Source organism: Psychroflexus aurantiacus, from assembly GCF_010820555.1.
GTDB classification, from domain to species: domain Bacteria; phylum Bacteroidota; class Bacteroidia; order Flavobacteriales; family Flavobacteriaceae; genus Psychroflexus; species Psychroflexus aurantiacus.
Genome location: NZ_JAAIKD010000004.1, coordinates 137,997 through 162,531, shown reverse-complemented (window position 1 = coordinate 162,531; position 24,535 = coordinate 137,997). Strand labels below are relative to the sequence as shown.

General features: G+C 39.9%; 20 protein-coding genes and 1 tRNA gene. 10 read left to right on the top strand and 11 right to left on the bottom strand.

What is annotated here, in order from left to right; translation table 11 throughout:
• Positions 1-3: 3 nt before the first annotated feature.
• The gene (locus G3567_RS08265) at positions 4-1,575 is read right to left on the bottom strand and encodes a PspC domain-containing protein (RefSeq protein WP_164004862.1); all 1,572 of its coding nucleotides are present in this window, start codon (positions 1,573-1,575) and stop codon (positions 4-6) included.
• Positions 1,568-1,912, bottom strand: coding sequence for a PadR family transcriptional regulator (locus tag G3567_RS08260; protein WP_164004861.1), 345 nt, complete (start codon positions 1,910-1,912; stop codon positions 1,568-1,570). Before G3567_RS08260 ends, G3567_RS08265 begins: the two co-directional genes overlap by 8 nt.
• Positions 1,913-2,169: 257 nt before the next feature.
• Between G3567_RS08260 and G3567_RS08255 the strand changes: the two genes are divergently transcribed.
• The 6 genes from G3567_RS08255 to G3567_RS08230 all read left to right on the top strand — a co-directional run bounded on the left by G3567_RS08255 (position 2,170) and on the right by G3567_RS08230 (position 8,237).
• Positions 2,170-2,622 (top strand): DUF4442 domain-containing protein, encoded by a 453-nt coding sequence (locus G3567_RS08255; protein ID WP_164004860.1) that lies wholly within the window; start codon positions 2,170-2,172, stop codon positions 2,620-2,622.
• Between the two features lie 121 nt (positions 2,623-2,743).
• Positions 2,744-2,938, top strand: a complete 195-nt coding sequence (locus G3567_RS08250) for a hypothetical protein (RefSeq protein WP_164004859.1) — start codon at positions 2,744-2,746, stop codon at positions 2,936-2,938.
• Positions 2,939-3,026: 88 nt separating this feature from the next.
• On the top strand, positions 3,027-3,554 hold the full coding sequence (locus G3567_RS08245) for an NADPH-dependent FMN reductase (RefSeq protein WP_164004858.1): 528 nt from the start codon (positions 3,027-3,029) through the stop codon (positions 3,552-3,554).
• A gap of 5 nt (positions 3,555-3,559) precedes the next feature.
• Positions 3,560-4,867 carry a chorismate-binding protein gene (locus tag G3567_RS08240; protein WP_164004857.1) on the top strand — a complete coding sequence of 436 codons (1,308 nt, stop codon included), beginning with the start codon at positions 3,560-3,562 and terminating at the stop codon, positions 4,865-4,867.
• Positions 4,868-4,900: 33 nt separating this feature from the next.
• Positions 4,901-6,217 carry a tRNA lysidine(34) synthetase TilS gene (gene tilS / locus G3567_RS08235; RefSeq protein ID WP_164004856.1) on the top strand — a complete coding sequence of 439 codons (1,317 nt, stop codon included), beginning with the start codon at positions 4,901-4,903 and terminating at the stop codon, positions 6,215-6,217.
• Complete coding sequence (locus G3567_RS08230) at positions 6,210-8,237, top strand: protein-disulfide reductase DsbD family protein (RefSeq protein WP_164004855.1); 2,028 nt, start codon at positions 6,210-6,212, stop codon at positions 8,235-8,237. Before tilS ends, G3567_RS08230 begins: the two co-directional genes overlap by 8 nt.
• Positions 8,238-8,273: 36 nt before the next feature.
• Here the strand turns inward: G3567_RS08230 and lysA are convergent, their stop codons facing one another.
• The 4 genes from lysA to pheT form a co-directional block, all read right to left on the bottom strand.
• Positions 8,274-9,479, bottom strand: coding sequence for a diaminopimelate decarboxylase (gene lysA, locus G3567_RS08225; RefSeq protein WP_164004854.1), 1,206 nt, complete (start codon positions 9,477-9,479; stop codon positions 8,274-8,276).
• Between the two features lie 262 nt (positions 9,480-9,741).
• Positions 9,742-10,464, bottom strand: coding sequence for a hypothetical protein (locus G3567_RS08220; RefSeq protein WP_164004853.1), 723 nt, complete (start codon positions 10,462-10,464; stop codon positions 9,742-9,744).
• 96 nt (positions 10,465-10,560) lie between these two features.
• A complete protein-coding gene (locus tag G3567_RS08215) occupies positions 10,561-11,001 on the bottom strand; it encodes a hotdog fold thioesterase (protein WP_164004852.1) in 441 nt (146 codons plus the stop codon).
• Positions 11,002-11,072: 71 nt separating this feature from the next.
• Positions 11,073-13,499, bottom strand: coding sequence for a phenylalanine--tRNA ligase subunit beta (gene pheT / locus G3567_RS08210; protein WP_164004851.1), 2,427 nt, complete (start codon positions 13,497-13,499; stop codon positions 11,073-11,075).
• Between the two features lie 100 nt (positions 13,500-13,599).
• Here pheT and G3567_RS08205 point away from each other — a divergent pair, with 100 nt between their 5' ends.
• Positions 13,600-14,937 (top strand): M28 family peptidase, encoded by a 1,338-nt coding sequence (locus G3567_RS08205; protein WP_164004850.1) that lies wholly within the window; start codon positions 13,600-13,602, stop codon positions 14,935-14,937.
• 55 nt (positions 14,938-14,992) lie between these two features.
• On the opposite strand, the gene G3567_RS08200 is transcribed toward G3567_RS08205, so the two are convergent.
• From G3567_RS08200 to nhaC, 4 genes are all read right to left on the bottom strand, one after another.
• A tRNA-His gene (locus G3567_RS08200) sits at positions 14,993-15,068 on the bottom strand.
• 152 nt (positions 15,069-15,220) lie between these two features.
• Positions 15,221-17,221, bottom strand: coding sequence for an acetate--CoA ligase (acs, locus tag G3567_RS08195; RefSeq protein ID WP_164004849.1), 2,001 nt, complete (start codon positions 17,219-17,221; stop codon positions 15,221-15,223).
• A gap of 44 nt (positions 17,222-17,265) precedes the next feature.
• Positions 17,266-17,982 (bottom strand): bacillithiol biosynthesis deacetylase BshB1, encoded by a 717-nt coding sequence (gene bshB1, locus G3567_RS08190; protein ID WP_164004848.1) that lies wholly within the window; start codon positions 17,980-17,982, stop codon positions 17,266-17,268.
• 3 nt (positions 17,983-17,985) lie between these two features.
• Complete coding sequence (gene nhaC / locus G3567_RS08185; RefSeq protein WP_164004847.1) at positions 17,986-19,458, bottom strand: Na+/H+ antiporter NhaC; 1,473 nt, start codon at positions 19,456-19,458, stop codon at positions 17,986-17,988.
• A 298-nt stretch (positions 19,459-19,756) separates the two neighbouring features.
• Here nhaC and lpdA point away from each other — a divergent pair, with 298 nt between their 5' ends.
• Both lpdA and G3567_RS08175 read left to right on the top strand, forming a co-directional pair.
• Complete coding sequence (gene lpdA, locus G3567_RS08180) at positions 19,757-21,163, top strand: dihydrolipoyl dehydrogenase (protein ID WP_164004846.1); 1,407 nt, start codon at positions 19,757-19,759, stop codon at positions 21,161-21,163.
• Positions 21,164-21,361: 198 nt separating this feature from the next.
• Positions 21,362-22,063 (top strand): DUF429 domain-containing protein, encoded by a 702-nt coding sequence (locus G3567_RS08175; protein ID WP_164004845.1) that lies wholly within the window; start codon positions 21,362-21,364, stop codon positions 22,061-22,063.
• Between the two features lie 116 nt (positions 22,064-22,179).
• Here the strand turns inward: G3567_RS08175 and G3567_RS08170 are convergent, their stop codons facing one another.
• The gene (locus G3567_RS08170; protein WP_164004844.1) at positions 22,180-22,818 is read right to left on the bottom strand and encodes a MarC family protein; all 639 of its coding nucleotides are present in this window, start codon (positions 22,816-22,818) and stop codon (positions 22,180-22,182) included.
• A gap of 201 nt (positions 22,819-23,019) precedes the next feature.
• On the opposite strand from G3567_RS08170, the gene G3567_RS08165 reads away from it, so the two are divergent.
• Positions 23,020-24,468 carry a glyceraldehyde-3-phosphate dehydrogenase gene (locus G3567_RS08165; protein ID WP_164004843.1) on the top strand — a complete coding sequence of 483 codons (1,449 nt, stop codon included), beginning with the start codon at positions 23,020-23,022 and terminating at the stop codon, positions 24,466-24,468.
• The last annotated feature ends 67 nt before the right edge of the window (positions 24,469-24,535 follow it).

The following is a 24,535-nucleotide window of genomic DNA, read 5'->3' as shown; positions in this document are numbered from 1 at the left end:
GATTTAGTTTTGAAGGCTTGTTAATGAATCGGTTTTAACGCTGCGGTCTAAAGGTTCCCAGGTATTCTCCTTATAGTCTAAATAGGTATTATAATATGAGCGTTTAAAGTTTCTTACTCTTGTAAAATCCAACAGGCTTTTATCCAAATACACAATCTTGTCCTTTGGTATATAGACCGTTACTTCAACCTTTATATCTTCTTTCAGAAATTCCGGCTGAGTCAGAAAATAGGTATCGAGTTTTAAATTAGAATTTTCGAGTTCGAAATCATAATCGATTAAAGAAGCTCTTTCTCTGGCTTTTGTTTCGCTTGAGCCAAAGCTCTTTTTGGTAACTCTTAACTTCAGTTCGTCATCATTGGAAGTTCTGAAATTGACATATACATTGGGACTGTATAATCTACTTGTATTGGATTCATCCTGGACTATTTTCTGAAGTTTACTCTGTCTAAGTTCATCTGAAAACAAAAGGTTTGCATCCATCTTAATTCTTAGGGTATCTTCAGAAGCCAGAGCCAGTGACTTTACCTCTACCACTTCGGCATCATAACTCACCTCGAGTTCTTTTTTAATGCTTAAGGTTGTGATCACAATAACACAGAGTATCCAGATGCCTATCAAGGTGATATGGCTTATTTTACCAATCGATTTAAGGTTGGAAAAAAGCAATTTCAAGCTTAAAATAAGCAGATAGAAAAAGGGTATGGCGCCTACAAGGAAAAATAAAACGACTTGAATCCAGTAAGGAACTCCCAGTGAAAACATGTCCATATTATTGAAATCTCCAAGTTCAAAGATGGATATGGTTCCAAAACTGAAGAGAAAAATCAAGGATCCTACCAAAACGACACCTGAAATGATTAACAGGATAACCCCTAAGAATTTAGATATAAAAACACCAAGGGCTTTTAATACTTCACCCAGTCCGTCAAAAAACTTAGTGACTCCAGATTTGGTCTGCTGACCGTATTTATCATAATCTATATCCCCCACTTTATCTGCGAATTTGGAATAGCTCTCCTTCACCTTGCGCTCAATATTGGATAGATTGACAGGCTCACCCTGCATATCAAGTTTTTGAGCCGTTGTTCTGGCCGCTGGAGTGACCGCCCAGAGAATCACATAAATAGCTACAGTTGCGCCAAATGAAAATAAGGCTGAAATGATCCAAATGAGTCTAATGACTATTAGATTAAGTCCCAGATAATGATGCAGACCAGCTGAAACTCCACCTATATAATTGTTCTCGATATCTCTATATAACTTTCGTGAAGTTCTGGTCCTAGAGGAGCTTGAGGATGAATCTTCATCGTCGATCTTGTAAGCTTCAGGCTCACCCATGATGGCAATCATCTCATTCACTTGAGAAAGGTTGATGACTTGCTTTTCATGTGTCATGGACTCCGTAAAGAGTTCTGCAATTCTGGCTTCAATATCCTGAAGAATTTCATCTTTGCTTTCCTCTTTTGCCAGATAGCTTTCTATGGTTTTTAAATACCGGTCCAGTTTAATAAACGCATTTTCATCGATGTGAAAAAACACATTTGCTAGATTAATGTTGATTGTCTTATTCATCGTTAGTTTGTTTTTTTGAAGTAATTTTTGTGACTGCGAAACTCAATTCGGTCCAGGTTTCTGAAAGTTCGCTCAGGAAATCTTTTCCTTCTTCAGTTAGACCATAGTATTTCCGAGGTGGTCCTCCCGTGGATTCTTCCCATCGGTACGACAGAAGATTTGCATTTTTTAGCCGGGTTAGCAACGGGTAAATCGTTCCTTCCACAACCAGCAGCTTTGCCGACTTCAACGTGTCGAGGATTTCTGCAACATAAGCATCGTCGTGACTTAGCACAGACAAGATGCAATACTCCAGCACTCCCTTGCGCATTTGAGCTTTAGTGTTTTCTATTTTCATAATCTCCTTTTAAATAATACATAGCAAAGATATGTCTTTTAGACACTACTTTGCAATACATAGTAATATAATTTAACTTTTAATTAACATTATTGAACTTGTGTTTCTTACCAATATAGCTTCGAATCCCTAGTAAAATCAATACATTCGACTCATGTGAGAAGAACTAAAAAAAACATATTAAAATTTAAAAAAAATAAAATTTCACTATAGAATTGAATAAATGACTACCTTGAAACACCAAAAAAAAAATCTCAATGAAGCTTTCTCCCTCCAAAATCAATTTGTTTTTAGTTACCAAATTACCTTCTGCGTGGCTTTGCGGAGTACGGGTAAAAACGATCAATTCTAAAGTGTGTATAACCACTGTGACTCACAGATGGATTAATCAGAACCCTTTCAACAGCATGTATTTTGCTGTACAGGCTATGGCAGCAGAACTGAGTACCGGAGCTATCGTGATGAAAGAAATTAGTGAAAGCGGTGAAAAGATTTCCATGCTGGTTCAGGAAAATTCGTCTACATTCTATAAAAAAGCCAAAGGGAAAATAAGGTTTACCTGTGAAGATGTGGAGCTCGTTAAAAGCAGTATCAAAACCTGTCTGAATGAGCCTGAAGGACTCAAGTTCTGGATGACTTCGACTGCTGAAAATAAAGCTGGTGAAGTGGTCTCAGAATTTAAGTTTCAATGGACCGTTCGAAAAAAATAAATTTATGCTAATAAATTACAAATTTTATGACATTTATCATAATACGATCGGTATGAAATTATTATATTCACACAAATAACTTGAATGATACATTTCTACCTAATTTTTAAAATTTTAAATCATGCCCAGAGCAATGTTTGAATACACTAAAGAAATTTTGAAAAAAGTAAGTTTTGATGTCCATCTGTTTTGCAAAGAATTAAAAAAGGCGACAGAACGTTTACTTCCTTATGAACTTGACGAACTTAGAGACTTTATTTTAAGTTTGATAAAAAAGAATCCATCCTTAAAACAATGTATGGTTTACCTGGATTAATATTAAACATCACCTAAAATTAAATCCATTATTCCTTCCAGGAAATAGTGGATTTTTCTTTTATATGTACCTTTACTCAAAAAATTAAATGTCGAAAATCATAGCCTTTACAGGATCCAATTCAGAGACTTCCATCAACGATAGATTACTGCAGTATGCTTTAAACTTTATAAAACAAGCGGATGTTAATTATATCGATTTGAAAGCTTTGGAGGTTCCGATATATTCTGAAACCCTTGAAAACTCTGAGGGTATTCCAGAGGATATTCAAAATTTAAAATCTGAGATCAAAAAAGCAGATGCCTTAATCGTAGCCGTCAATGAGCACAACGGAGCAATGTCTGCTTTCTTTAAAAACATCACCGACTGGCTTTCTCGAAGTGACAGCGAATACCTCAAGGACAAACCCATTTTTTTAATGTCAACCTCGCCCGGAAAAGGTGGGGCTCAATCAAGCTTAGAATACACGACATCTAATTTTAAGAAATTTGGTGGTAACGTCATTCACAATTTCAGTTTACCTTCATTTGAAGAAAATTTTGAGGAAAATGAAATGACAGATACATACAAAGCCCATCTAAAGTCTTTACTCCATAATTTTGAAAACGATTTATAACCGATTTGAGAACTGTCAGAACATTTCAAAAGCAGCAATTTAGCGGAGATTTCAAAAAAAAGCTTTTTCACTGGGGAAAGCAATTCGAAGAAGTCATTTACTTAGACTCCAATGAACGTGAGCATCTGTACCAGAACTATGGAGCCATGCTAGCTGTAGATGCCTTTACAGCCATAAAATCTGACGACTGCATGGCTTTTGAGCGGCTTGATGAATACCAGAGCAGCACTAGAGACTGGTTATTTGGATATCTGAGTTATGACCTAAAAAACGACACCGAAACCATTACCTCAAAAAATGAAGATCATCTTCAATTTCCTGAGCTCTATTTTATTCAGCCCAAAAAAATATGGCTTGTAAGGGAAGATCATATCGAGGCGCATTACCTGAAGATGGTGGATGATGAAATAGATACGGACTTCGCGTCCATATTGAACCTAGACCTCCCAGAAACAGGCTCTCATGCCATGCGATTTACACCCAGGTGGGATAAAGAAGAATATGTTGCAAAGGCTCAACAGGTTTTGGCTCATATCCAAAGAGGAGATATTTATGAAGTCAATTTCTGCCAGGAGTTCTTTGTCGATGATGCCTACATTGAACCCCATGCCACCTTTGATCATCTGAATTCCGTTTCCAAAGCTCCATTTTCCAGTTTTTTGAAACTGGAGCATTATTATGCCCTGTGCGCCAGTCCGGAGCGGTTTCTAAAAAAAGAAAAACAGAAACTGATCTCACAGCCCATCAAAGGCACAGCCAGGCGAGGCGCTAACCCAGCTGAAGACGAGCAGTTAAAGCAAAACTTGAAAAATGATCCCAAGGAGATTTCAGAAAATATCATGATTGTGGATTTGGTCAGAAATGATTTGTCCAAAACAGCTAAAAAAAAATCTGTAAGCGTGGAAGAGTTATGCAAAATCTACTCTTATGAACAGGTTCATCAAATGGTTTCTACCATTACTTCTGAAGTAAAAACCGATTACTCCGTAGCCGAAATCTTAAAATCCTTGTTTCCAATGGGCAGTATGACCGGAGCTCCGAAGTGTTCTGCCATGGAAATTGCAGAAACCTATGAATCTACAAAACGAGGACTTTACAGCGGAGCTATTGGCTATATAACTCCAGATCATGATTTTGATTTTAATGTGGTCATACGAAGCTTGCTCTACAATTCAGAAAAAAAGTACCTGTCTTATATGGTAGGCAGTGCCCTCACCTCCCTGGCAAAACCGGAACAGGAATATGAAGAATGCCTTATAAAAGGAAAAGCCTTACAATATGTTGTTAATGCGACTATTGTTACTAAAGAATAAAGCAATAAAGTTTAATTTAGTGTTTTTCTAAAGATGCAGAACCGTTTCCAGACACATATAGAATCTGAGTTCCCTGAATTACTGAAGCAGCCTTTTATTATTGCCATGAGTGGTGGTATAGATTCAGTGGTTTTGGTGCATCTGTGTTTGCATTTGAAATTAGATTTTGCTTTGGCTCACTGCAATTTTCAATTGAGGGCAGAGGCCAGTGATACAGACGAGCGTTTTGTGGAAGATCTGGCCAACTCCATGAATTGTCCTTTTTTTGTTAAAAAGTTTAAAACCGAAACTTTAGCCGAAGAACAAAAGGAATCGATTCAAATCACAGCCAGAAATATGCGTTATGCCTGGTTTCGCGAGTTGATAGAAACAACCGCTTACCCTTACCTGCTCACCGCACATCACCTGAATGACAGTCTGGAAACGTTTATCATTAACCTAAACCGCTCTACCGGACTAAAGGGTCTTACTGGTATCCCAGACCGGAATGACTACATCAGAAGACCGCTTTTGATATTCTCCAAAGACGACATCTACAGCTATGCAAGGGAAAACAACATTGACTGGCGGGAAGACCAAAGCAATGCAACCACCAAATACTTGAGGAATAAAATAAGGCATCAGGTTGTCCCTTCACTGATGGATTTAAATTCACAGTTTTTGAACAACTTTAAATCCAGTCTCGAAAAATTAAAGGATGCTGAACTTCTGATTGAAGATTACACCACTTTGCTTTTTAAAACCCTGGTTACAAAAAAGGACGAGCATTATGAAATCGACATTGAAAAGCTAAACACATTTCCAAACCAAAAAGCGATTTTGTATCAGTTGCTGGTAAATTTTGGTTTTACCGAATGGGAGGATGTGTATCATTTGCTTGAAGCTCAAACTGGTAAACAAGTTAAATCTTCCTCTCATCTACTTGTGAAAGATCGAGGAAAACTTGTCTTATCTACCATTTCAATTCAAAGGTTTGAACCTGTTAAAATTGATGAAGACCAAAACAATATTGACTTGAATGGTTTTACATTAAAATTTAAAAAAGTAGAAAAGCTTGGAAATTTCAGATCAAATGTGGCCTACATCGATAAGTCTAAACTTAAGTTTCCCTTAAGTGTGAGATCTGTAAGAAATGGGGACTACTTTTACCCCTTCGGAATGCAAGGAAAAAAGAAATTAAGCGATTTTCTAAAAGATGAAAAAATAAGTCCGCACCTGAAGTCTTCTCAACTTCTGCTTTGCAATGGCAATGCTGATGTAATTTGGGTGCTGAACTTAAGAACGGATGATCGCTACAAAGTAGAACCAACCACTGAGGATATCCTCAAAATTGAAATTTTAAATGATTAGAACCTATTTATTACTCATTTTTTCGCTGCTGATTACAACTCAATCCCAGGCTCAGTTTGGGTTTGAGCAACAGGATAATGCTTTAAATCCATCCAGCTGGGAAGCTTCAGTAATTAAAAAGTCCGATAGTATTTTTACGATTAAGCTTACTGCTCAGATTGAAGAGGGCTGGCATTTACCTTCTCAAGCGGAACTCAAAAAAGATGAAAATGGGCCAATTCCAACCGAATTCAATTTTGAATATGATCCTGCGGTATTGGAAAAAATAGGTCCCACTCAGGAACCCGACGGCATAACCAAGTTTGATGAGATCTTTAAAACGGACTTAACCTATTTTATTGACCAGGCCACCTTTAAGCAGGATTTTAAAGTAAAAGCGGAAGAGGGTTCGCTGGATCTTGAAATCCTCTTCATGATTTGTAATGATGAGATGTGTCTTCCTCAGGATCAAAAACGCTTTAGTTTTAGTATTGCAGATGCAAAGTTGATGCTTGCGGAAACCAAAGCCATCGAAATACAAAGTAAAGATAAGAAGTTAACGCAGGCTTTAAAACTCGATCTCAAAGGTGAAAGCGAATTCCAGTTAAATTCAGAAGAAAACCAGGACAGTAATTTTACCATTTTTCTTTTAGGATTTATTGGCGGACTTATCGCCCTGCTTACGCCTTGTGTGTTTCCTATGATTCCTCTAACGGTTTCCTTTTTTACCAAAGGTGCAAAGACCAGGAAATTAGGACTGATAAATGCCCTGATGTATGGCTTTTTTATCTTTTTAATTTACCTGTTGCTGAGTTTGCCTTTTCATCTTATCGATTCGGTTAACCCTGAAATTTTGAATAGCATTTCCACCAATCCTGTTCTGAATGTCATCTTTTTCCTGATTTTTTTATTTTTTGCCTTTTCATTTTTCGGGTACTACGAAATCACATTGCCAAATTCCTGGAGCAGCCGGCTAGACCAAAAAGCAACCAGCTTTGGTGGTGCTGTCGGTATTTTCTTTATGGCACTCACGCTTGCCCTGGTCTCTTTTTCCTGTACCGGGCCTATATTGGGCTCTTTACTTGGCGGTTCGCTTACGGCAGACGGCGGTGCTACGATGCTGACCCTTGGTATGGGTGGGTTTGGATTGGCCCTGGCCCTGCCCTTTGCTTTGTTTGCCTTGTTTCCCAATTGGCTGAATTCCCTGCCTAAAAGCGGCGGATGGCTCAATACGGTGAAAGTCGTCTTAGGCTTTTTAGAATTGGGACTTGCTTTCAAATTTTTATCGAATGCCGATTTGGTAGAACACTGGGGGATTCTGAAACGAGAAGTATTTATCGGTATTTGGATTCTAATTGGCATTGGCATGCTGCTCTATCTTTTTGGGAAACTGAAATTTCCACATGAGGGACCTCATCAAAAACTCGGCAAGGGAAGAATTTTTGCTGGGATTCTTACCCTGGCTTTTGTAATCTACCTCATCCCCGGACTTACCAATTCTTCACAGGCCAATTTAAAATTACTGAGCGGCTTCCCTCCTCCTCTCTTTTACAGCATTTATGAAAAAGAAACCGAAGGTCCGCTTGGATTGAAAGCTTATAAGGACTTTGATAAAGGCTTACAGGCGGCAAAAGCACAGAATAAACCCATACTATTGGATTTCACAGGCTGGGCCTGTGTGAATTGCAGGAAAATGGAAGAACAGGTCTGGAGTGATCCTGAGGTCTATGAAACCATCAAAAACGATTACATTCTTATTTCACTCTATGTTGACGATAACGCCAGGTTGGATGAAGAGGAGAGATTTAACTTTGAAAGAAACAACGGCTCGGTTAAGAAAATCCGAAGCGTTGGTGATAAATGGGCCACCTTTCAGACCCTCAATTTCAGGAATAATTCTCAGCCTTACTACGTTTTGCTTTCTCCGGACCTTGAGATTCTGAACATAACCAATGCCTATGAACCTTCATCGGAGGCTTATTTGAACTGGTTGGAAACCGGGCTTGAAAATTTCCAAAACAAAAAAGATAGAGCTGAGTAGCTCTATCTTTTTAAGTTTTAATAGGCGTAAATCCCTTTACAAAGCGACTTCTATCTGATTTCTCACGATATCTTCGAAAGTCTCACGCTGTCTTATCAAATGCGCTTTGCCTTTATGCCAAAGTACTTCCGGAGGTCTGAATCTGGAGTTGTAGTTGCTGGCCATAGAGTAACAGTAAGCACCTGCATTTTTAAAGGCCAAAATGTCGCCTTCGCTTATTTCTGAGATCATTTTATTGTTGGCAAAGGTGTCTGTTTCACAGATATAGCCTACAACGGAATAAAACCGCTTGTTGCGCTTTGGATGAGAAATATTGATAATATCATGTTTCGATCCGTAAAACATGGGACGAATCAAATGATTGAATCCGGAATCGATTTGAGCAAAAACCGTTGAGGTTGTTTGTTTAACCACATTCACTTTGGCCAGAAATAATCCGGCTTCACTCACTAAAAATTTCCCGGGTTCAAAGGCCAGCGTCAATTCCTTGCCGTAAGATTTGCAAAATTCATTGAAACGCTTGGTTAACTTGGCACCCAGTTCCTCTACATTGGTTTCGATATCCCCTTCATGATAGGGTACTTTAAATCCGCTTCCAAAATCCAGAAATTCCAGATTTTCAAATTGAGCTGCAGCATCAAAAAGAATTTCTGCAGCGTGGAGGAACACCCCAATATCGAGAATATCGCTTCCGGTGTGCATGTGGATCCCGTTAATGTTCATGCTCGTGTTTTCCACAATTCGTAAGACGTGTGGCATCTGATGTATGGAGATTCCAAATTTTGAATCGATGTGGCCCACAGAAATATTGGTATTTCCACCGGCCATGACATGTGGATTAATACGAATGCAAACCGGTACACTTGGATGTTTAGCTCCAAACTGCTCAAGGATAAGCAGGTTGTCAATATTGATTTGAACGCCTAGTTCCACCGCTTCTTCAAGTTCTTCCATGGAGACTCCGTTGGGCGTAAAAATAATTTTACCAGGTTCAAAACCTGCCGCAATACCCAAGCGCACTTCCTGTATGGAAACGGTATCTAAAGCACTTCCTAGCTGATTGAATAATCTCAGAATACTCAAATTGGACAAGGCCTTTACCGCATAATGAAGACGCAAGTGTTTGACCTTTTTGAAAGCTTCCGTAAGACGTTTATACTGTTTTGTAATTTTTTCTGAATCGTAAACGTAAACTGGACTACCAAATTCCTGAGTGATTTTTAAAAGGTCTGCGTGTGTCATTGGTTTTAAAATTTAAAATAAAAGGGTTATTCGGGTTAAGATTTTTAATCCGGCTAAAATAGTAAACATAAATGAATAAGGATTATGCCGCTATCTTAGATTTCAGATAGCATGTCTTCGAAATTTTGACGTGTTTTTGCTTTACCAAATTAGAAACTAATTTTCTTTTAAGCCTGGTTTTGTAAGACCTAAAAAGAAACCCGCAAAACTTTGCGGGAGATAACTGCTGATATATAAATTGAAATATAATCATGTTGCAATTTTAAGCATTATAATATTTACTTCTCCAGATGGCTGTGTTAAAATTCTTGCCTTTTGCAAAACCATAATACAGGGCAATCCCCGCAATCCATTTGAACATAAATAAGAATAGCAAAATAAATTCTGTTCTGATATTATCTTCACTCATAAAGAAGCCGCTTGGGACAAGCGCAGTGCAAATCAGCGCCGATAGGAATACGAAAAGCATAAAATTTTCGAAGGTTTTAAAAGGCCACATCATCAGTTTACGAAATGGACTCAAGTCGTTTCCCCACTTGTGAATAAGGTAGTAATAATCATTTCCAATAGGTGCAAATAATAAGGGATCATCTGCATTTTCTAATTTAAACAATTTGGAAGGGGCCATGATTTTGAATCCCTGCAGACTTGTCTCATGCTCTTCTTCTAGAGTTTTAATCTTTGAAATGGCTTCATAAGGTAGTTTGCCTTTAAAATATTTGGAATCTAAAAATCTTAATCTATACGTGATACAAATTTTTTCAATTTGATCGATATGATAGATTTCACTGGACTGCAGTTTATCAAAATCAAAATCATTGAACCCGATAGAGTCTCCAGAAATTACCTTGTTTAATACCTCATCATTTCTTACATCAACATTTTTGAAAACTTCATGAACCTGTTTCAAAATGCCTTCGTTGGAAGTGGTTTTGAATTTTTCTTTGTTCAACTGGGTTTTAAGGTTTGTTCTTGGAAACATCATAGCTCTTTTTCAACATTCGATATAAAAGTAATAAGTAAGTTAAATTCAAGCAATTGGGAATTAAAAATTTAACACCCATTAAGTATATATTCAAGCTTATTCCTGTTGGTTCAGGCGAATGAAGTTGTAAACCGCTCTTCCTTCTGCAACAGTTTCGTGTTCGTCATCTTCTTCTAAATAGCATTTCATTTGAGCGACAAAGATTCTGGAGCCAAGTCTGAGCGTTCTTCCTTCCACGATGATGGCTTTGCCAAATGCAGGAGATAAAAAATCAACACGAATATCGATAGTGGCCATCTTGTCTTTTATGGAACTTAAGTGTGTTCCTCCAACAATTCCCCCGACTGAATCCATCACCGTGGTAATAATACCTCCGTGCCATCGGTTGGAACGAATATCACCGACCACTTCCGGTCGGAAAGGAACTCTTACCTTCACAAAATCTTTTTCAATATGAAGCAGTTCCAGACCCAAAAACTTGTGAATCGGAATAATTTCCTCGATCATTTTCTTTACAAACTCATCCTGTAAATCCATTACCTCTGGTTTAAAACTAAAAAAATCCCCAAACACTCAAGCTTGGGGATTAAATATAAGTGAAAATAAACCTACCTTAAAGTAGCATTGAATTTAATTTCAAATTGAGTCTGTAATTTCTTCATCACTTTATCCACCTGCTTATCGGTGAGTGTTTTCTTATTATCCATGAATTTAAATCGAAGTGCATAACTTTTCTTGTCTTCCGGAAGATTCTCTCCTTCGTAAACATCGAATAAATCGACCTCCTGCAATATTTTCTTCTCTGTATGGAATGCCGTTGCCTTAAGGTCATCGAATTTCACCCCCTGATCCAGCAATAGGGCAAAATCACGCTGAGTGGAAGGAAATTTTGGAATTTCACTGATTTTAAGCTGCTTTTTTTCAAGGGCGTCCAACACAGTATTCCAATGGATATCTGCATAAAGCACCTCCTGATCGATGTCGAAATGAGTTAAAATTTCAGTAGTAACCCTGCCAAATTCAACCACAGTTTTAGAATTCAGTTTCCCTATAAGTCCTTCAGCAATAGATTTCGATTCAGCGGATTGATACTCAATCTTCGATAAACCCAAGCGTTCAAAAATACGTTCTAAATAGGCTTTCAGCTGAAAAAAATTGGTTTTTTCCTGAAAATGCGACCAGGAATCAGGAGTTTTTGAACCGGTAAGGAACAAGGCCAAATGCTTGAATTCCTGAAAGTCATCGCCCTTTTTATGATAGGTTTTGCCAAATTCAAAAAACTTTAAATCGGTTTTCTTCCGATTGATGTTGTAGCTTACCGATTCCAACCCGGAAAATAACATCGACTGTCTCATAACGCCCAGGTCATTGCTCAGGTAATTGAGTATATCCACATTGTGTTCTGCTTTGAGGTCCTCGGCCAGTTCTACATAGGCTTTGGTCGTCAGAGAATTGGACATAATTTCAAAGAAGCCCTGAGAAACCAGCTGGTTCGCTATTTTATTCTGGACTTTATAATCGTCGTAGACTGAAGAATTGGCAACAGACACATTGAATTTACTATCAGACTCAATGTTGTTGTAGCCATATACGCGCAGAATTTCCTCTATCACATCCACTTCTCGCTGCACATCCACTCTGTAGGCAGGAATTGTTAGTCCCAGACCACTTTCAGAAACATTGTTCACGCGGATGTCTAAAGAGGTCAAAATCGTTTTAATAACCCCTGTATCGATTTCCTGACCTATTAGCTGGTTGATTTTATCGAAAGTTAAAAAGACCTGGAAGTCCTCTATTTTTTTAGGGTAGAAATCGTCAATATCGCTGGAGACCACACCACCAGCTATTTCCTGAATTAAAATTACGGCGCGTTTTAAGGCAAATTCCGTTATATTAGGATCTATTCCCCGTTCAAAGCGAAAAGACGCATCTGTATTCAATCCATGACGCTTGGCAGTTTTTCTAATGCTCACAGGATTGAAGTAGGCGCTTTCTAGAAAAATATTAGTTGTACTATACGTTACTCCACTTTCAGCACCACCAAATACACCAGCAATGCACAAGGGTTTTTCGTCATCGCAAATCATCAAATCCTCTTCATGAAGCTCTCTTTCAACGCCATCTAAGGTCGTGAATTTAGTACCGGTTTTCAGAGTTTTTACTTCAATTTTATTGTTTTTGACTTTATCCAGATCGAAGGCATGTAATGGCTGCCCGATTTCGTGCAGAACATAATTGGTCGCATCAACAATATTATTTTTTGGATTTACGCCAATAGCCTTAAGTCTGTTTTTAAGCCAGTCTGGAGAATCTTTAACTTCCAGACCGGATATACTTACACCACAATACCTAGGTGCAAGTTCGGGCTGATTCACAGAAATAGAAACTCTTAGACTTCTGTTGTCCACATGAAAACTGCTTACCGACGGCGTATCTATAGGAATACTGATTTCATTTTGAATCAGTCCGGCTCTAAGGTCTCTGGCTACCCCCCAATGGCTCATCGCATCTGCACGGTTAGGAGTAAGACCGATTTCGAAGACCTGATCTTTTTCCACTGCAAATACCTGATTAAGGGGTGTTCCTGGAATGAGGTTTTCTCCTAGAACCATAATTCCGGCATGGCTTTTACCAATTCCGATTTCGTCTTCTGCACAAATCATCCCTTCACTTACCTCCCCTCTGATCTTTCCTTTCTTGATTGACCAGGGCTGACCTTTTTCATCATAAAGCCTAGTACCAATCGTAGCCACGGGAACATTTTGTCCCTGGGCAACGTTGGGAGCACCACATACTATAGAAACCGGCTTTCCTTTGCCAATGTTTACTTTGGTGATTTTTAAGCGATCCGCATTGGGATGAGATTCACAGGATTCAACATAGCCAACGACTATGCCTTCCAGTCCTCCTTTAATAGATTCAAAATCTGTAATCCCCTCAACCTCAAGACCTAAGTCAGTGAGTAAAACTTCAGTTTCCTGGGCTGTCCATTTGGTTTTCAGAAATTGCTTTAACCAGTTATAAGAAATCTTCATAATATATATCTATAGCAGGCGCAAAGATAACAAACCCGCTTAGCTCTAAAAATTTTTATTCCTCTAAAATTATAGTAAATTGAGCCAAAAATAGATTTATATGAAAACCATACTTACAATTGTCTTTTTAGCGATTTCGACTGCTTTTTACGGTCAAATCGATACCCGGATTTATGATATCGTAGAGGATGTATCCGCAGAAAAACTGGAATATTATGTACAGAATCTGGCTGATTTCGGAACCCGGAACACCTTTAGTGAAACCGAAAGCGATACCCGCGGTATAGGTGCGGCAAGACGCTGGATTAAAAAAGAGTTTGAAACGATTTCATCCGACTGCAACAACTGTCTTGAAGTCTTCTTTCAAAGTAAAACCGTAACCCCAGATATGGGGAGCAGAATTCCTAAAACAGCCGAAATTAAGAATGTAGTTGCCATTCAGAAAGGTAAAAAGTATCCAAATTCCTATGTCATTATGAGTGGGGATATCGATTCCAGAGCTTCAGACACTCAGGATTTTACAACCGATGCTCCCGGTGCAAATGACAATGCCACTGGAATGGCAGGTGCTATGGAAGCCGCCAGAGTACTTTCGCAGTATGAATTTGATCACAGTATAGTATATGTGGGACTGAGTGGTGAAGAACAGGGTTTGTTTGGCGGTAAGTTTCTGGCCGAATATGCCAAAGAGAAAGGCTGGGATATTATTGGTGTGCTTAATAACGACATGATTGGCAACATTGAAGGACTTGACGGCGTGATTGATAACAGAAGCTTCCGGATTTTCAGCGAGGCTCACAACCCGACCGAAACCGATAGAGAGAGGCAAATGAAGCGTTATTATGGCGGTGAAGTGGATGGTGTTTCCAGACAGCTGGCCAGATATGTGTATGAAACGACACAAACCTATATGCCAGAAATGAATCCAATCATGATTTACCGTTTAGACCGTTTTGGTCGAGGGGGACATCACAGGTCTTTTAACGATTTGGGCTATCCCGGGATCAGAATCATGGAAGCCCATGAAAACTATAACCAGCAGCACCAGGACGTCAGAGTGGAAAGTGGCATCGCTTATGGCGACGTGATAGAACATGTTAATTTTGACTATGTCAAAAAATTAACTGCCGTGAATGCCATTAGCATGGCGAGTTTAGCCTGGGCCCCTCCCGCTCCTTCCGAAGTAGCCATTGGTGGAATTGTAGAACCTTCGGTCAGATTCAAATGGGAACAGGAAAACCCGGAAGATGTTAAAGGCTACAAGGTATATTGGAGGTCTACCACTTCCCCAACCTGGGATCATTTCAGATATGTGGAAAACGTGAATGAAATCACACTGGAAGGAATCATTATCGATAATTTTTTCTTCGGAATTTCTGCTGTTGGTGAAAACGGACACGAAAGTGTCGTCGTATTTCCTTCAAAGATAATGAGGTAATAGAACCTGTATAAACTAAAAAAGGTCTTATCCAAATGGATAAGACCTTTTTTTTGGGTGGAAGATGGGGCTCGAACCCACGACCCCTGGTACCACAAACCAGTGCTCTAACCAGCTGAGCTACATCCACCAGTTGTCCTTTAAGACGATGCAAATTTAATATAATATTGCATTCTACAAAAGGATTTAGATAAATAAAAGTAAAATTATAACCCATTCAGCACATTAAGCGTGAATGGGTTATAAATCTGCTGATCCGGATTCCTTTTAAAAATTCAGGACTTTATTCATCCAAAAAAGGTTGTACTTTTTCTTTGATTTCCTCCACAATACTTGGATCCAGCAAGGTAGATACATCTCCAATCTGATTTCCTTCACCGGAAGAAATCTTTCGCATGATACGCCTCATAATCTTACCACTTCGTGTTTTTGGCAAGCCAGACACAAAATGTATGCGGTCCAACTTGGCTATCGGCCCAATTTTGCTCGCAATGAGCTGATTGATTTCTTTACTCAAATTCTCTTTATTTCTGGATTCGCCTTCATTTTTCAAAATCACAAAACCTGCCAGAGCATTTCCTTTTACCTGATGAGGGAAGCCGATGATTGCAGATTCAGCGACAGCAGGATGTTCATTGATGGCATCTTCTATGGGTGCGGTACCTAAATTGTGACCGGAAACAATAATGACATCATCTACTCTGCCCGTGATCCTGTAATAGCCGACTTCGTCCCTGAGCGCCCCGTCGCCGGTAAAATAGACATCCTTAAAGGCTGAAAAATAAGTGTCTTTATAACGCTGATGATTTCCATAAACCGTTCTTGCCATACTTGGCCAGGGATACTTGATACACAGCTTACCGGAGACCGAATTACCCTGTATTTCATTTCCGCTGTCATCCATCAGTGAAGGCTGGATACCCGGCAAAGGCAAGGTTGCATAGGTGGGTTTGGTCGGGGTCACAAACGGAATCGGAGAGATCATGATGCCTCCTGTTTCTGTTTGCCACCAGGTATCTACGATAGGGCATTTTCGCTTACCAATGTTCTCATAATACCAGTTCCAGGCTTCTTCATTGATAGGCTCGCCAACACTCCCTAAAACTTTTAAAGACGATAAATCGTAAGTATTAACAAATTCGATGTCTTGTTTAGCCAAAGCTCTTATAGCTGTGGGTGCAGTATAAAATTGATTGACATTATATTTTTCAACTATATTCCAGAATCTGCCATAATCGGGGTACGAAGGAACCCCTTCAAACATGAGGGTGGTTGCTCCGTTCAGCAATGGACCATACACGATATAAGAGTGTCCTGTAATCCAGCCGATATCGGCCGTACACCAGTACACATCATCTTCTTTATATTGAAAAATATTCTTGAAGGAAAAAGCGGTGTAAACCATATACCCAGCGGTAGTATGTACCATGCCTTTAGGGGTTCCTGTAGAACCTGAGGTATATAAAATGAATAGCGTGTCTTCTGCATTCATCACTTCTGCCTCACAGGTATCGTTCACCTGTTTTAACTCTTCATGAAGCCACACATCACGGCCTTTACGCATTTCAACTTTAGAGAAGATGCGTTTTACAACCAATACACAGTCTACTGAGGGTGTCGATTCCAAAGCTTCATCCACAATGCTCTTTAAGTCAATGCTTTTAGAGCCTCTGTAAGAACCATCCGAGGTGATTACCATCCTGCAATTCGAATCATTGATTCTTGAAGACAGCGCAGAGGCTGAAAATCCGGCAAAAACCACAGAATGTACCGCTCCAATTCTGGCACAGGCCAACGTGGCGATGGCCAGTTCAGGAATCATAGGCAGGTAAATGCAAACCCGATCCCCTTTCTGCACTCCATTTTTCTTCAGCACATTGGCCATTTTATTCACCCGCTCGGATAATTCGCTGTAGCTGATATAAAGCGCCTCTTCGTCAGGATTATTCGGTTCCCATATAATGGCAGTCTTGTTTCCCCTGGTTTTTAGATGCCTGTCAATTGCATTTTCAGTGATGTTAAGCTGAGCACCTTCAAACCATGTTACCTCCGCTTTTTCAGGACTCCATTTCAATACCGAATCCCATTTGCGCTTCCATACAAAATTTCGATCTGCAATAGTGTTCCAAAAATCATCTGGATCGGTCTGAGATATTCTATACACATCTATGTACTTGGCAAGTGAATCGATGTTATAATACTCTTTACTTAACTCCTTTAGCGATTTCAACTTTTCAGGATTAACTGAATGCTTTGAGCTATTTTGTTGTGATTCTTGATTCATCTCTATAAGGTGTTTATATTATGAATTTAATGATTTGAGCAGTATTAAATTAAATCAAATATAGAATCCACCGCAGGATACCTTTCCACAGTAAAGCCTTCAGCATGCTCGGTGTTAATGAATCTACCTAAGTTTCTGGCTCTGTAGGTGATGCTGTCAAAAAAATTGGAACTGGAAATAGGAGTTTCAGGCTCTTTGCTTTCTATATCGTAAAACTGAGACTTATAGGCTTTGATACATTCTATTTTCTTGTCCATAAACCCGGTTATATCCACCACGATATCGGGTTCAATATCAAACCATTGTATATAATGATACACATGCTTTGGTCTCCATTCCCTTTGAGAATTGCCCTCGCAAATGGTTTCTATCTTTTTTAAACCGCTCAGGAAGCAGGAATCGCTAACGAGCTGACTTCCCTTCCCGTGGTCTATATGCCGGTCACGGATGGCATTGCACAAAACAACATCAGGTCTGTATTTCCTCAGGATTTTGATGACCTCGAGTTGATGAGCGGTATTATTCGTAAAAAATCCATCGCTGAATTCTAGGTTTTTTCGCATGCTTACACCAAGAATTTCGGCTGCGTTCCTGGCTTCTTCATCTCTAATTTCAGCAGTACCGCGCGTTCCCAGTTCCCCGCGGGTCAAATCTAAAATTCCAACCTTCTTTCCATTACTGATTTCTTTAGCCAGTGTCCCGGAACAGCTCAGTTCTACATCGTCGGGATGTGCTCCAATAGCCAGTATATCTAATTTCATAATTTATTTTTTTCTCAGTTGTCTTATTTTAATGTTGAAAGCAGCAAAAAACAGGGTGACGAAAGGACTCAAATAATTAAATATCGCGTAGAAAAAGTAATCCACTACCGGCACACCCAAAACCCCACTATGGTAGGCCCCGCAGGTATTCCAGGGGACGAGTACGGATGTAACTGTACCCGAGTCCTCTAAAGTCCTACTCAGGTTTTCCGGCGCTAAGCCTTTCTTTTCGTAGGCTTTTGCAAACATTTTTCCAGGAACCACAATGGCAAGGTACTGATCGGAAGCGGTTAGGTTTAAAGCCAGACAACTGGTGACTGTGCTAAAAAACAACCCGAAAGTAGATGTAAACAGATTCAAAAGGGCTTCGCTAATTCGCTCAAGGGCGCCGATAGCATCCATAATACCACCAAAAACCATAGCACAGATAATCAGCCAGATCGTGCCTAACATGCCATACATCCCGCCAGCTGAAAATAATCCCTGTAAAGTTTCATTTTCTGTAGGAATTACAGTAGCCACCGTAATCGAATTCATGATGCCTTTATATGCGGTTTCAAAAGTGAGCCTGTCTCCGCCACCAATGAGCTGAACCAAATCAGGCTGAAAAATAAGGGCGGCAACAGCCGCTAAAAGTGTACCTAAAAGCAAGGCAATCAGCGGCGGTGTTTTCTTTACGATTAAAAAAATAACCAAAACCGGAACCACAAATAACCAGCCTGATACATTGAAAGAGGCATCTATACTGCTCAGAATTTCGTTTGGATTGGTTTGGCCGGAGGTGTCAAGATTTAAACCAATAATGACAAACACAAGCAGGGTAATGATAATGGTTGGAACGGTTGTAATGGTCATATACCTGATGTGGGTAAACAAATCTGTCCCTGCCATGGCCGGCGCCAAGTTGGTCGTATCACTCATGGGCGATAATTTATCTCCGAAATACCCCCCGGACAATACCGCTCCGGCAGTCATTGCAACAGACACACCCAGCGCTTCTGCAATACCGATTAAGGCAATACCAACGGTGGCCGAAGTTGTCCAGCTGCTTCCTGTGGCAACGGATATGACCGAACATATAATTACACAGGCTGCAAGAAATATCGTAGGGTTAAGGATTTGCAAGCCGTAGTAAATCATGGTTGGTATGATTCCACTAAGCAACCAGGTTCCTGCCAGCGCGCCCACCATCAGTAAAATTAAAATGGGCTCGGTGGTAGATTTTATATTCTTGGCGACATCCTCTATCATCGTTTCAAACCTCGCGCCTTTGGAAACACCCACAATCGCTGCTACAGCACCACCCATCAGCAGTATGAACTGATTAGAGCCTGCAAGCGAATCATCTCCATAAATAAAAACATTATAAGCCAACATACCTATAAGCACTATCACTGGTATTAAAGCCTGCCAAATACTCAGTTTTATTTTGGTGCCGGACGGGTCTTCTTCAGGTACATTCAGGGAATCACTCATGTCAAGAATTTAAAATCGACGTAATGTTACAATTTTGTAGCTTATTTCACAAAACAAAGCTTCAGTTTTATCTAGCTTTTACCTATAATCCATTTCAAATCAGGATAATATTTGTGAGCAGGAAATTAAGTCACAGTTTGGAAGCTTTCCTCTGCCTTTTTGAAGACATTTCAGATGCGTTCCGCTTATAAATCAAATTATTCAAGAATTTAATAAGGTTTTAAACGGATTCAATTGCCCTTTATAACAGAAGGTGTAAATTTGTAGGACTTTATTTTTAGAATTTAAAATTCATTTTATGAACACATATGATGTAGCCGTAATCGGCTCGGGACCTGGAGGCTATGTAGCAGCCATACGTTGTGCACAGCTGGGTATGAAAACTGTTATTATCGAAAAATACGCTACCAAAGGTGGCACCTGTCTTAATGTAGGATGTATCCCATCCAAAGCTTTACTGGATTCCTCTCACCATTACGAAGATGCCATCAAGCATTTCGAAGAACACGGCATCGATATTTCCGGAGAAGTGAAGGTCAATTTGAAAAAAATGATGGAGCGCAAGTCAAGCGTTGTGGAGCAAACCACAAAAGGCATAGATTTCCTGATGGACAAAAACAACATCGAGTCTCTCCAGGGCGTGGCGTCGTTTAAAGATAAAACCCATCTTATCATCACCGATAACGACGGCGAAGAAACCGAAATTGAAGCCAAACACAGCATTATCGCTACAGGAAGTAAACCTTCCAGCCTTCCCTTTATAGAGATCGATAAAGAACGTATTATCACGTCTACGGAAGTGCTTTCGCTTAAGGAAATTCCAAAGCACATGATTATGATAGGCGGCGGAGTAATTGGCCTTGAACTTGGACAGGTCTACAAAAGGCTGGGTGCTGAAGTGACGGTTATAGAATTTATGGATCGTATCATCCCGGGCATGGACAAAGACCAGAGCAAGGAGCTGATGAAAGCCATGAAAAAACAAAAAGTAAAATTCCACCTTTCTCACAAAGTAAAATCTGTAGAACGCAAGGGCGATGAAATCATCGTGAAAGCAGATGATAAAAATGATAAGGAAGTCGAATTTAAAGGAGATTACTGCCTGGTTTCCGTGGGTAGAAGACCGTATACCGATGGTTTGGGAGCAGACAAAGCCGGTGTTGAAATCAATGACAAAGGTCAGGTGATTGTCAATGAAAAATTACAGACTTCAGCAGAAAATATTTACGCTATAGGAGACGTCATCAAAGGCCCTATGCTGGCTCACAAAGCCGAAGAAGAAGGCACTTTTGTCGCCGAAGTAATTGCAGGACAGAAACCGCACATCAATTACAATTTAATTCCTGGCGTGGTCTATACCTGGCCCGAAGTGGCTTCCGTAGGTAAAAATGAAGAGCAGCTCAAGGATGACAATATCGAATACAAAACCGGTAAGTTCCCGATGCGGGCGCTGGGAAGATCGAGAGCCAGCGGCGATGTAGACGGATTTGTGAAAATCCTTTCCGATAAGAAAACAGACGAAGTTCTTGGGGTTCATATGGTGGGCGCGCGAGTGGCCGACCTTATTGCCGAAGCGGTTACCGCTATGGAATTCCGTGCGAGTGCAGAGGATATTGCCAGGATGAGTCACGCTCACCCAACCTATGCAGAGGCTGTAAAGGAAGCCGCTCTTGCTGCGACCGGAGACAGAGCCTTACATATTTAAACCTACGAGTAATATTACAATTAAGCCGATATCCTGATGTATCGGCTTTTTTAATTTTGATTTTGTTTGAGATAATTTAAAATGTTCAAGATAGCTAGCTTCATGCTAACCACTAGCTTGATGTGCCGTCCTGAGTGGCAGAAGCCTTGAATGTTTTTTAATAATGCGTATGTTTCATTCCACTAAAGCCTCCAACACATGAAAATAGCCGGAATAGATTCCTGCCCGCTGGGCTGGATTGTCATCCATCACGACGCTAAGGACTTTGGCTTTGAAGCCGTGTATTCCATCGATCACCTGATGGAAGTACATCCGGACCTTCAAAGACTTTTCATTGATATCCCTATTGGTTTGTCCTCCCAAAATTACACCCGAAGACTCGAATCCAAATTGAGAAATGAACTTGGAAACCGGTCTTCAACCATATTCACGCCAGCCTGCCGGAAAGCCATTTATGCAGCAGATTACGATGAAGCCCGGGAAATCAATAAGCAGGTCTTAGGGCAAAGCATCTCTATTCAGAGTTACAACATCTCCAAAAAAATTAAAGAAGTCGACCAATTCATGATGAAAAAGCCGGGTGAAATGGAAGTTTACGAGAGTCATCCAGAAATCTGTTTTAAGTATTTAAATGGGTCAGAAGTGATTCAGACTAAAAAGTCAACCCAGGAAGGATTTCAGGATCGCTTCCAGCTCCTGAAGAAAATTCACCCGGAACTTGAAGACGTGTATCAAAACATCACCGAGACCTTTTCGAAGTCAAAAGTCAAACCAGATGACATTCTCGATGCCATGGTGCTTTGTGTAGCCAATTTGAAAAGCGAGGCTTCTGGGCTGAAATTTTTAGAAGATGAAAGCAATGTAGATGAAAATGGGCTTTTTGTGAAAGTTGCCTATTAGCTACCTAAAGTGGTACACGCAAAGTCCGCTTAGGAATACGCAAAACTCGCAAAATAAAACCCGGACAGGCTGGTGTTTTTTCACCACAGGGCCACAGAGAACACAGAGTTTACTAACTACCTCCCCGCTATGATATCTTGAAAAATAGGTTTGAAACCGCTCAAGAAGAATTCGATGGCGATAACCATGATGATAAGGCCCATCAAACGCATCAGCACATTATTTCCTGTCTGACCTAATATTTTAATGATTTTTCCGGCACTCAGAAGAATCGCCAGGGTGATTCCCATAACCACAATAATAGCACCGATAAGGACCGCTTTCATTTCAGCGGTTTGAGCATCTTCCATCATCACGATAGCATTGGTAATGGCCCCGGGGCCACATATCATAGGAATGGCCAAAGGCGTTATGGAAATATCATTCACATAGGTTTTAATTTCAGACTCCTGAACCTTTACTTTCCCGAGTCTGGCCTGTAGCATATCCATCCCCATTAAGAAGAAAATAATACCCCCTACGACTCTAAAACTATTGACGGAAATCCCAAAAAACGTAAATAAGATCTGTCCAGTAAAAGCAAAAATGAGAATCGTTACAAACGAGGCTAGAATGGCTTTTTTGGCCGTTGCTTTCCTACTGGCCTGATCCAGATCTGAAGTCATGGTCATAAAAATAGGCATGACTCCAAGCGGATTGATGATTGTAAAAAAGGTGGTAAACGATAAAATCCCAAAAGCGATTAACTCTGTCATTACTAGTATTATAAGTTGGTGTAAGGATTTGCAAAAGTATTTTGAATTTTTTGAATTACAATACGAGCATTGAAAAATTATTGAGGAGATTTGCTTAGTAAGTCAATCTGCTTAAGTGGACATGAAAATCTTAAAAAAATTGCTTACGAAAACGATTGAGTTTTTTACTTTTGCCAGAAATTTTAAAAACCCAACCCTGCAATGAATCCATCTCAAGTTTATGAAAAGGAACTTTCCTTTCAAGCCGACAGACGACGAGCTTCCGTTAAATTTATAAGTATTGTTAACGAACTCTGGTATGATAAATCGATAGAACTCGTTTTATTCAGAAACTCACTCATCAATAAAAATGTAGGAGAAATTCTCAAACTGCATGAATACGCTGGAAAATTTGTAGATAAACCCATCTCTATTTTCGATTCTACAGAAGTCGCTGAAGGCATCAAAAACCTGAATCTGCCTCCCTCTAAGCTGGATATAGGAAAACTTACCTTCGAATACCTGCAAAACGGCAATAAAGATCAGAATGTGATGAGTTTTATCAGCAGCAAGCTTAAAGATGCTGAGCATTTTAATGCGATTACGCCCAAAGATGTCGTGCTCTACGGTTTTGGCAGAATTGGACGTCTTATCGCCAGAGAGCTGATGGCTAAAACAGGCAAAGGCAATCAGTTGAGACTGAGAGCCATTGTCACCCGAGGAGAGATCACTGAAGAAATTTTAGAAAAAAGAGCTTCACTTCTTAAAAACGATTCCATACATGCGGACTTCAATGGGACAGTCCAAATCGATGTGGAGAATTCGGCTTTAATCATAAACGACACCACCGTCAAAATGATTTCTGCCAACAAGCCGGAAGATATCGATTATACGGTTTATGGCATTCACAAGGCTTTGATTATCGATAATACGGGCGCCTTTAGAGATCATGAAGCTTTGAAAAGACATCTTCAATCTAAAGGTGCAGACAAGGTGTTACTCACTGCTCCGGGAAAAGGCATTCCCAACATTGTGCACGGCGTGAATCACAAAATTCATGACATCACCAAGGACTCCATTTTTTCTGCGGCCTCTTGTACAACCAATGCCATCACGCCTATTCTAAAAGCTATTGAAGATAATTTTGGTGTAGATCACGGCCATTTGGAAACCATACATGCCTATACCAACGACCAGAATCTGGTCGATAATATGCACAGCAAATACAGAAGAGGTCGCGCTGCAGCACTAAATATGGTGATTACCGAAACAGGAGCTGGCAAAGCTGTAGCCAAAGCACTTCCGCAGCTGGAAGGAAAATTGACCTCCAACGCCATTCGTGTGCCAGTTCCCAATGGGTCTTTGGCTATATTGAATCTGAACCTGAAAACGAAGACGACGAAAGAAGAACTCAACGCCAGAATCAAAGATGCTGCCCTAAACGGGGAGCTGGTAGAACAAATCAAATATTCTATTGATAATGAGCTTGTCTCTTCAGATATCGTCGGGGTTTCTGCGCCTGCGATTTTTGACAGTCATGCGACTATAGCCGATGAAAACACAAACTCTGTGGTGCTTTACATCTGGTACGACAATGAGTTTGGCTATAGCCATCAGGTCATTCGTCTGGCTAAGTATATATCAAACGTGAGGCGATTTACGTACTACTAGCAAATAAAAAATCCTTAAGCTCTTAAGGATTTTTTATTTTTTAATTGAACAGTATTCAAAGCATTTT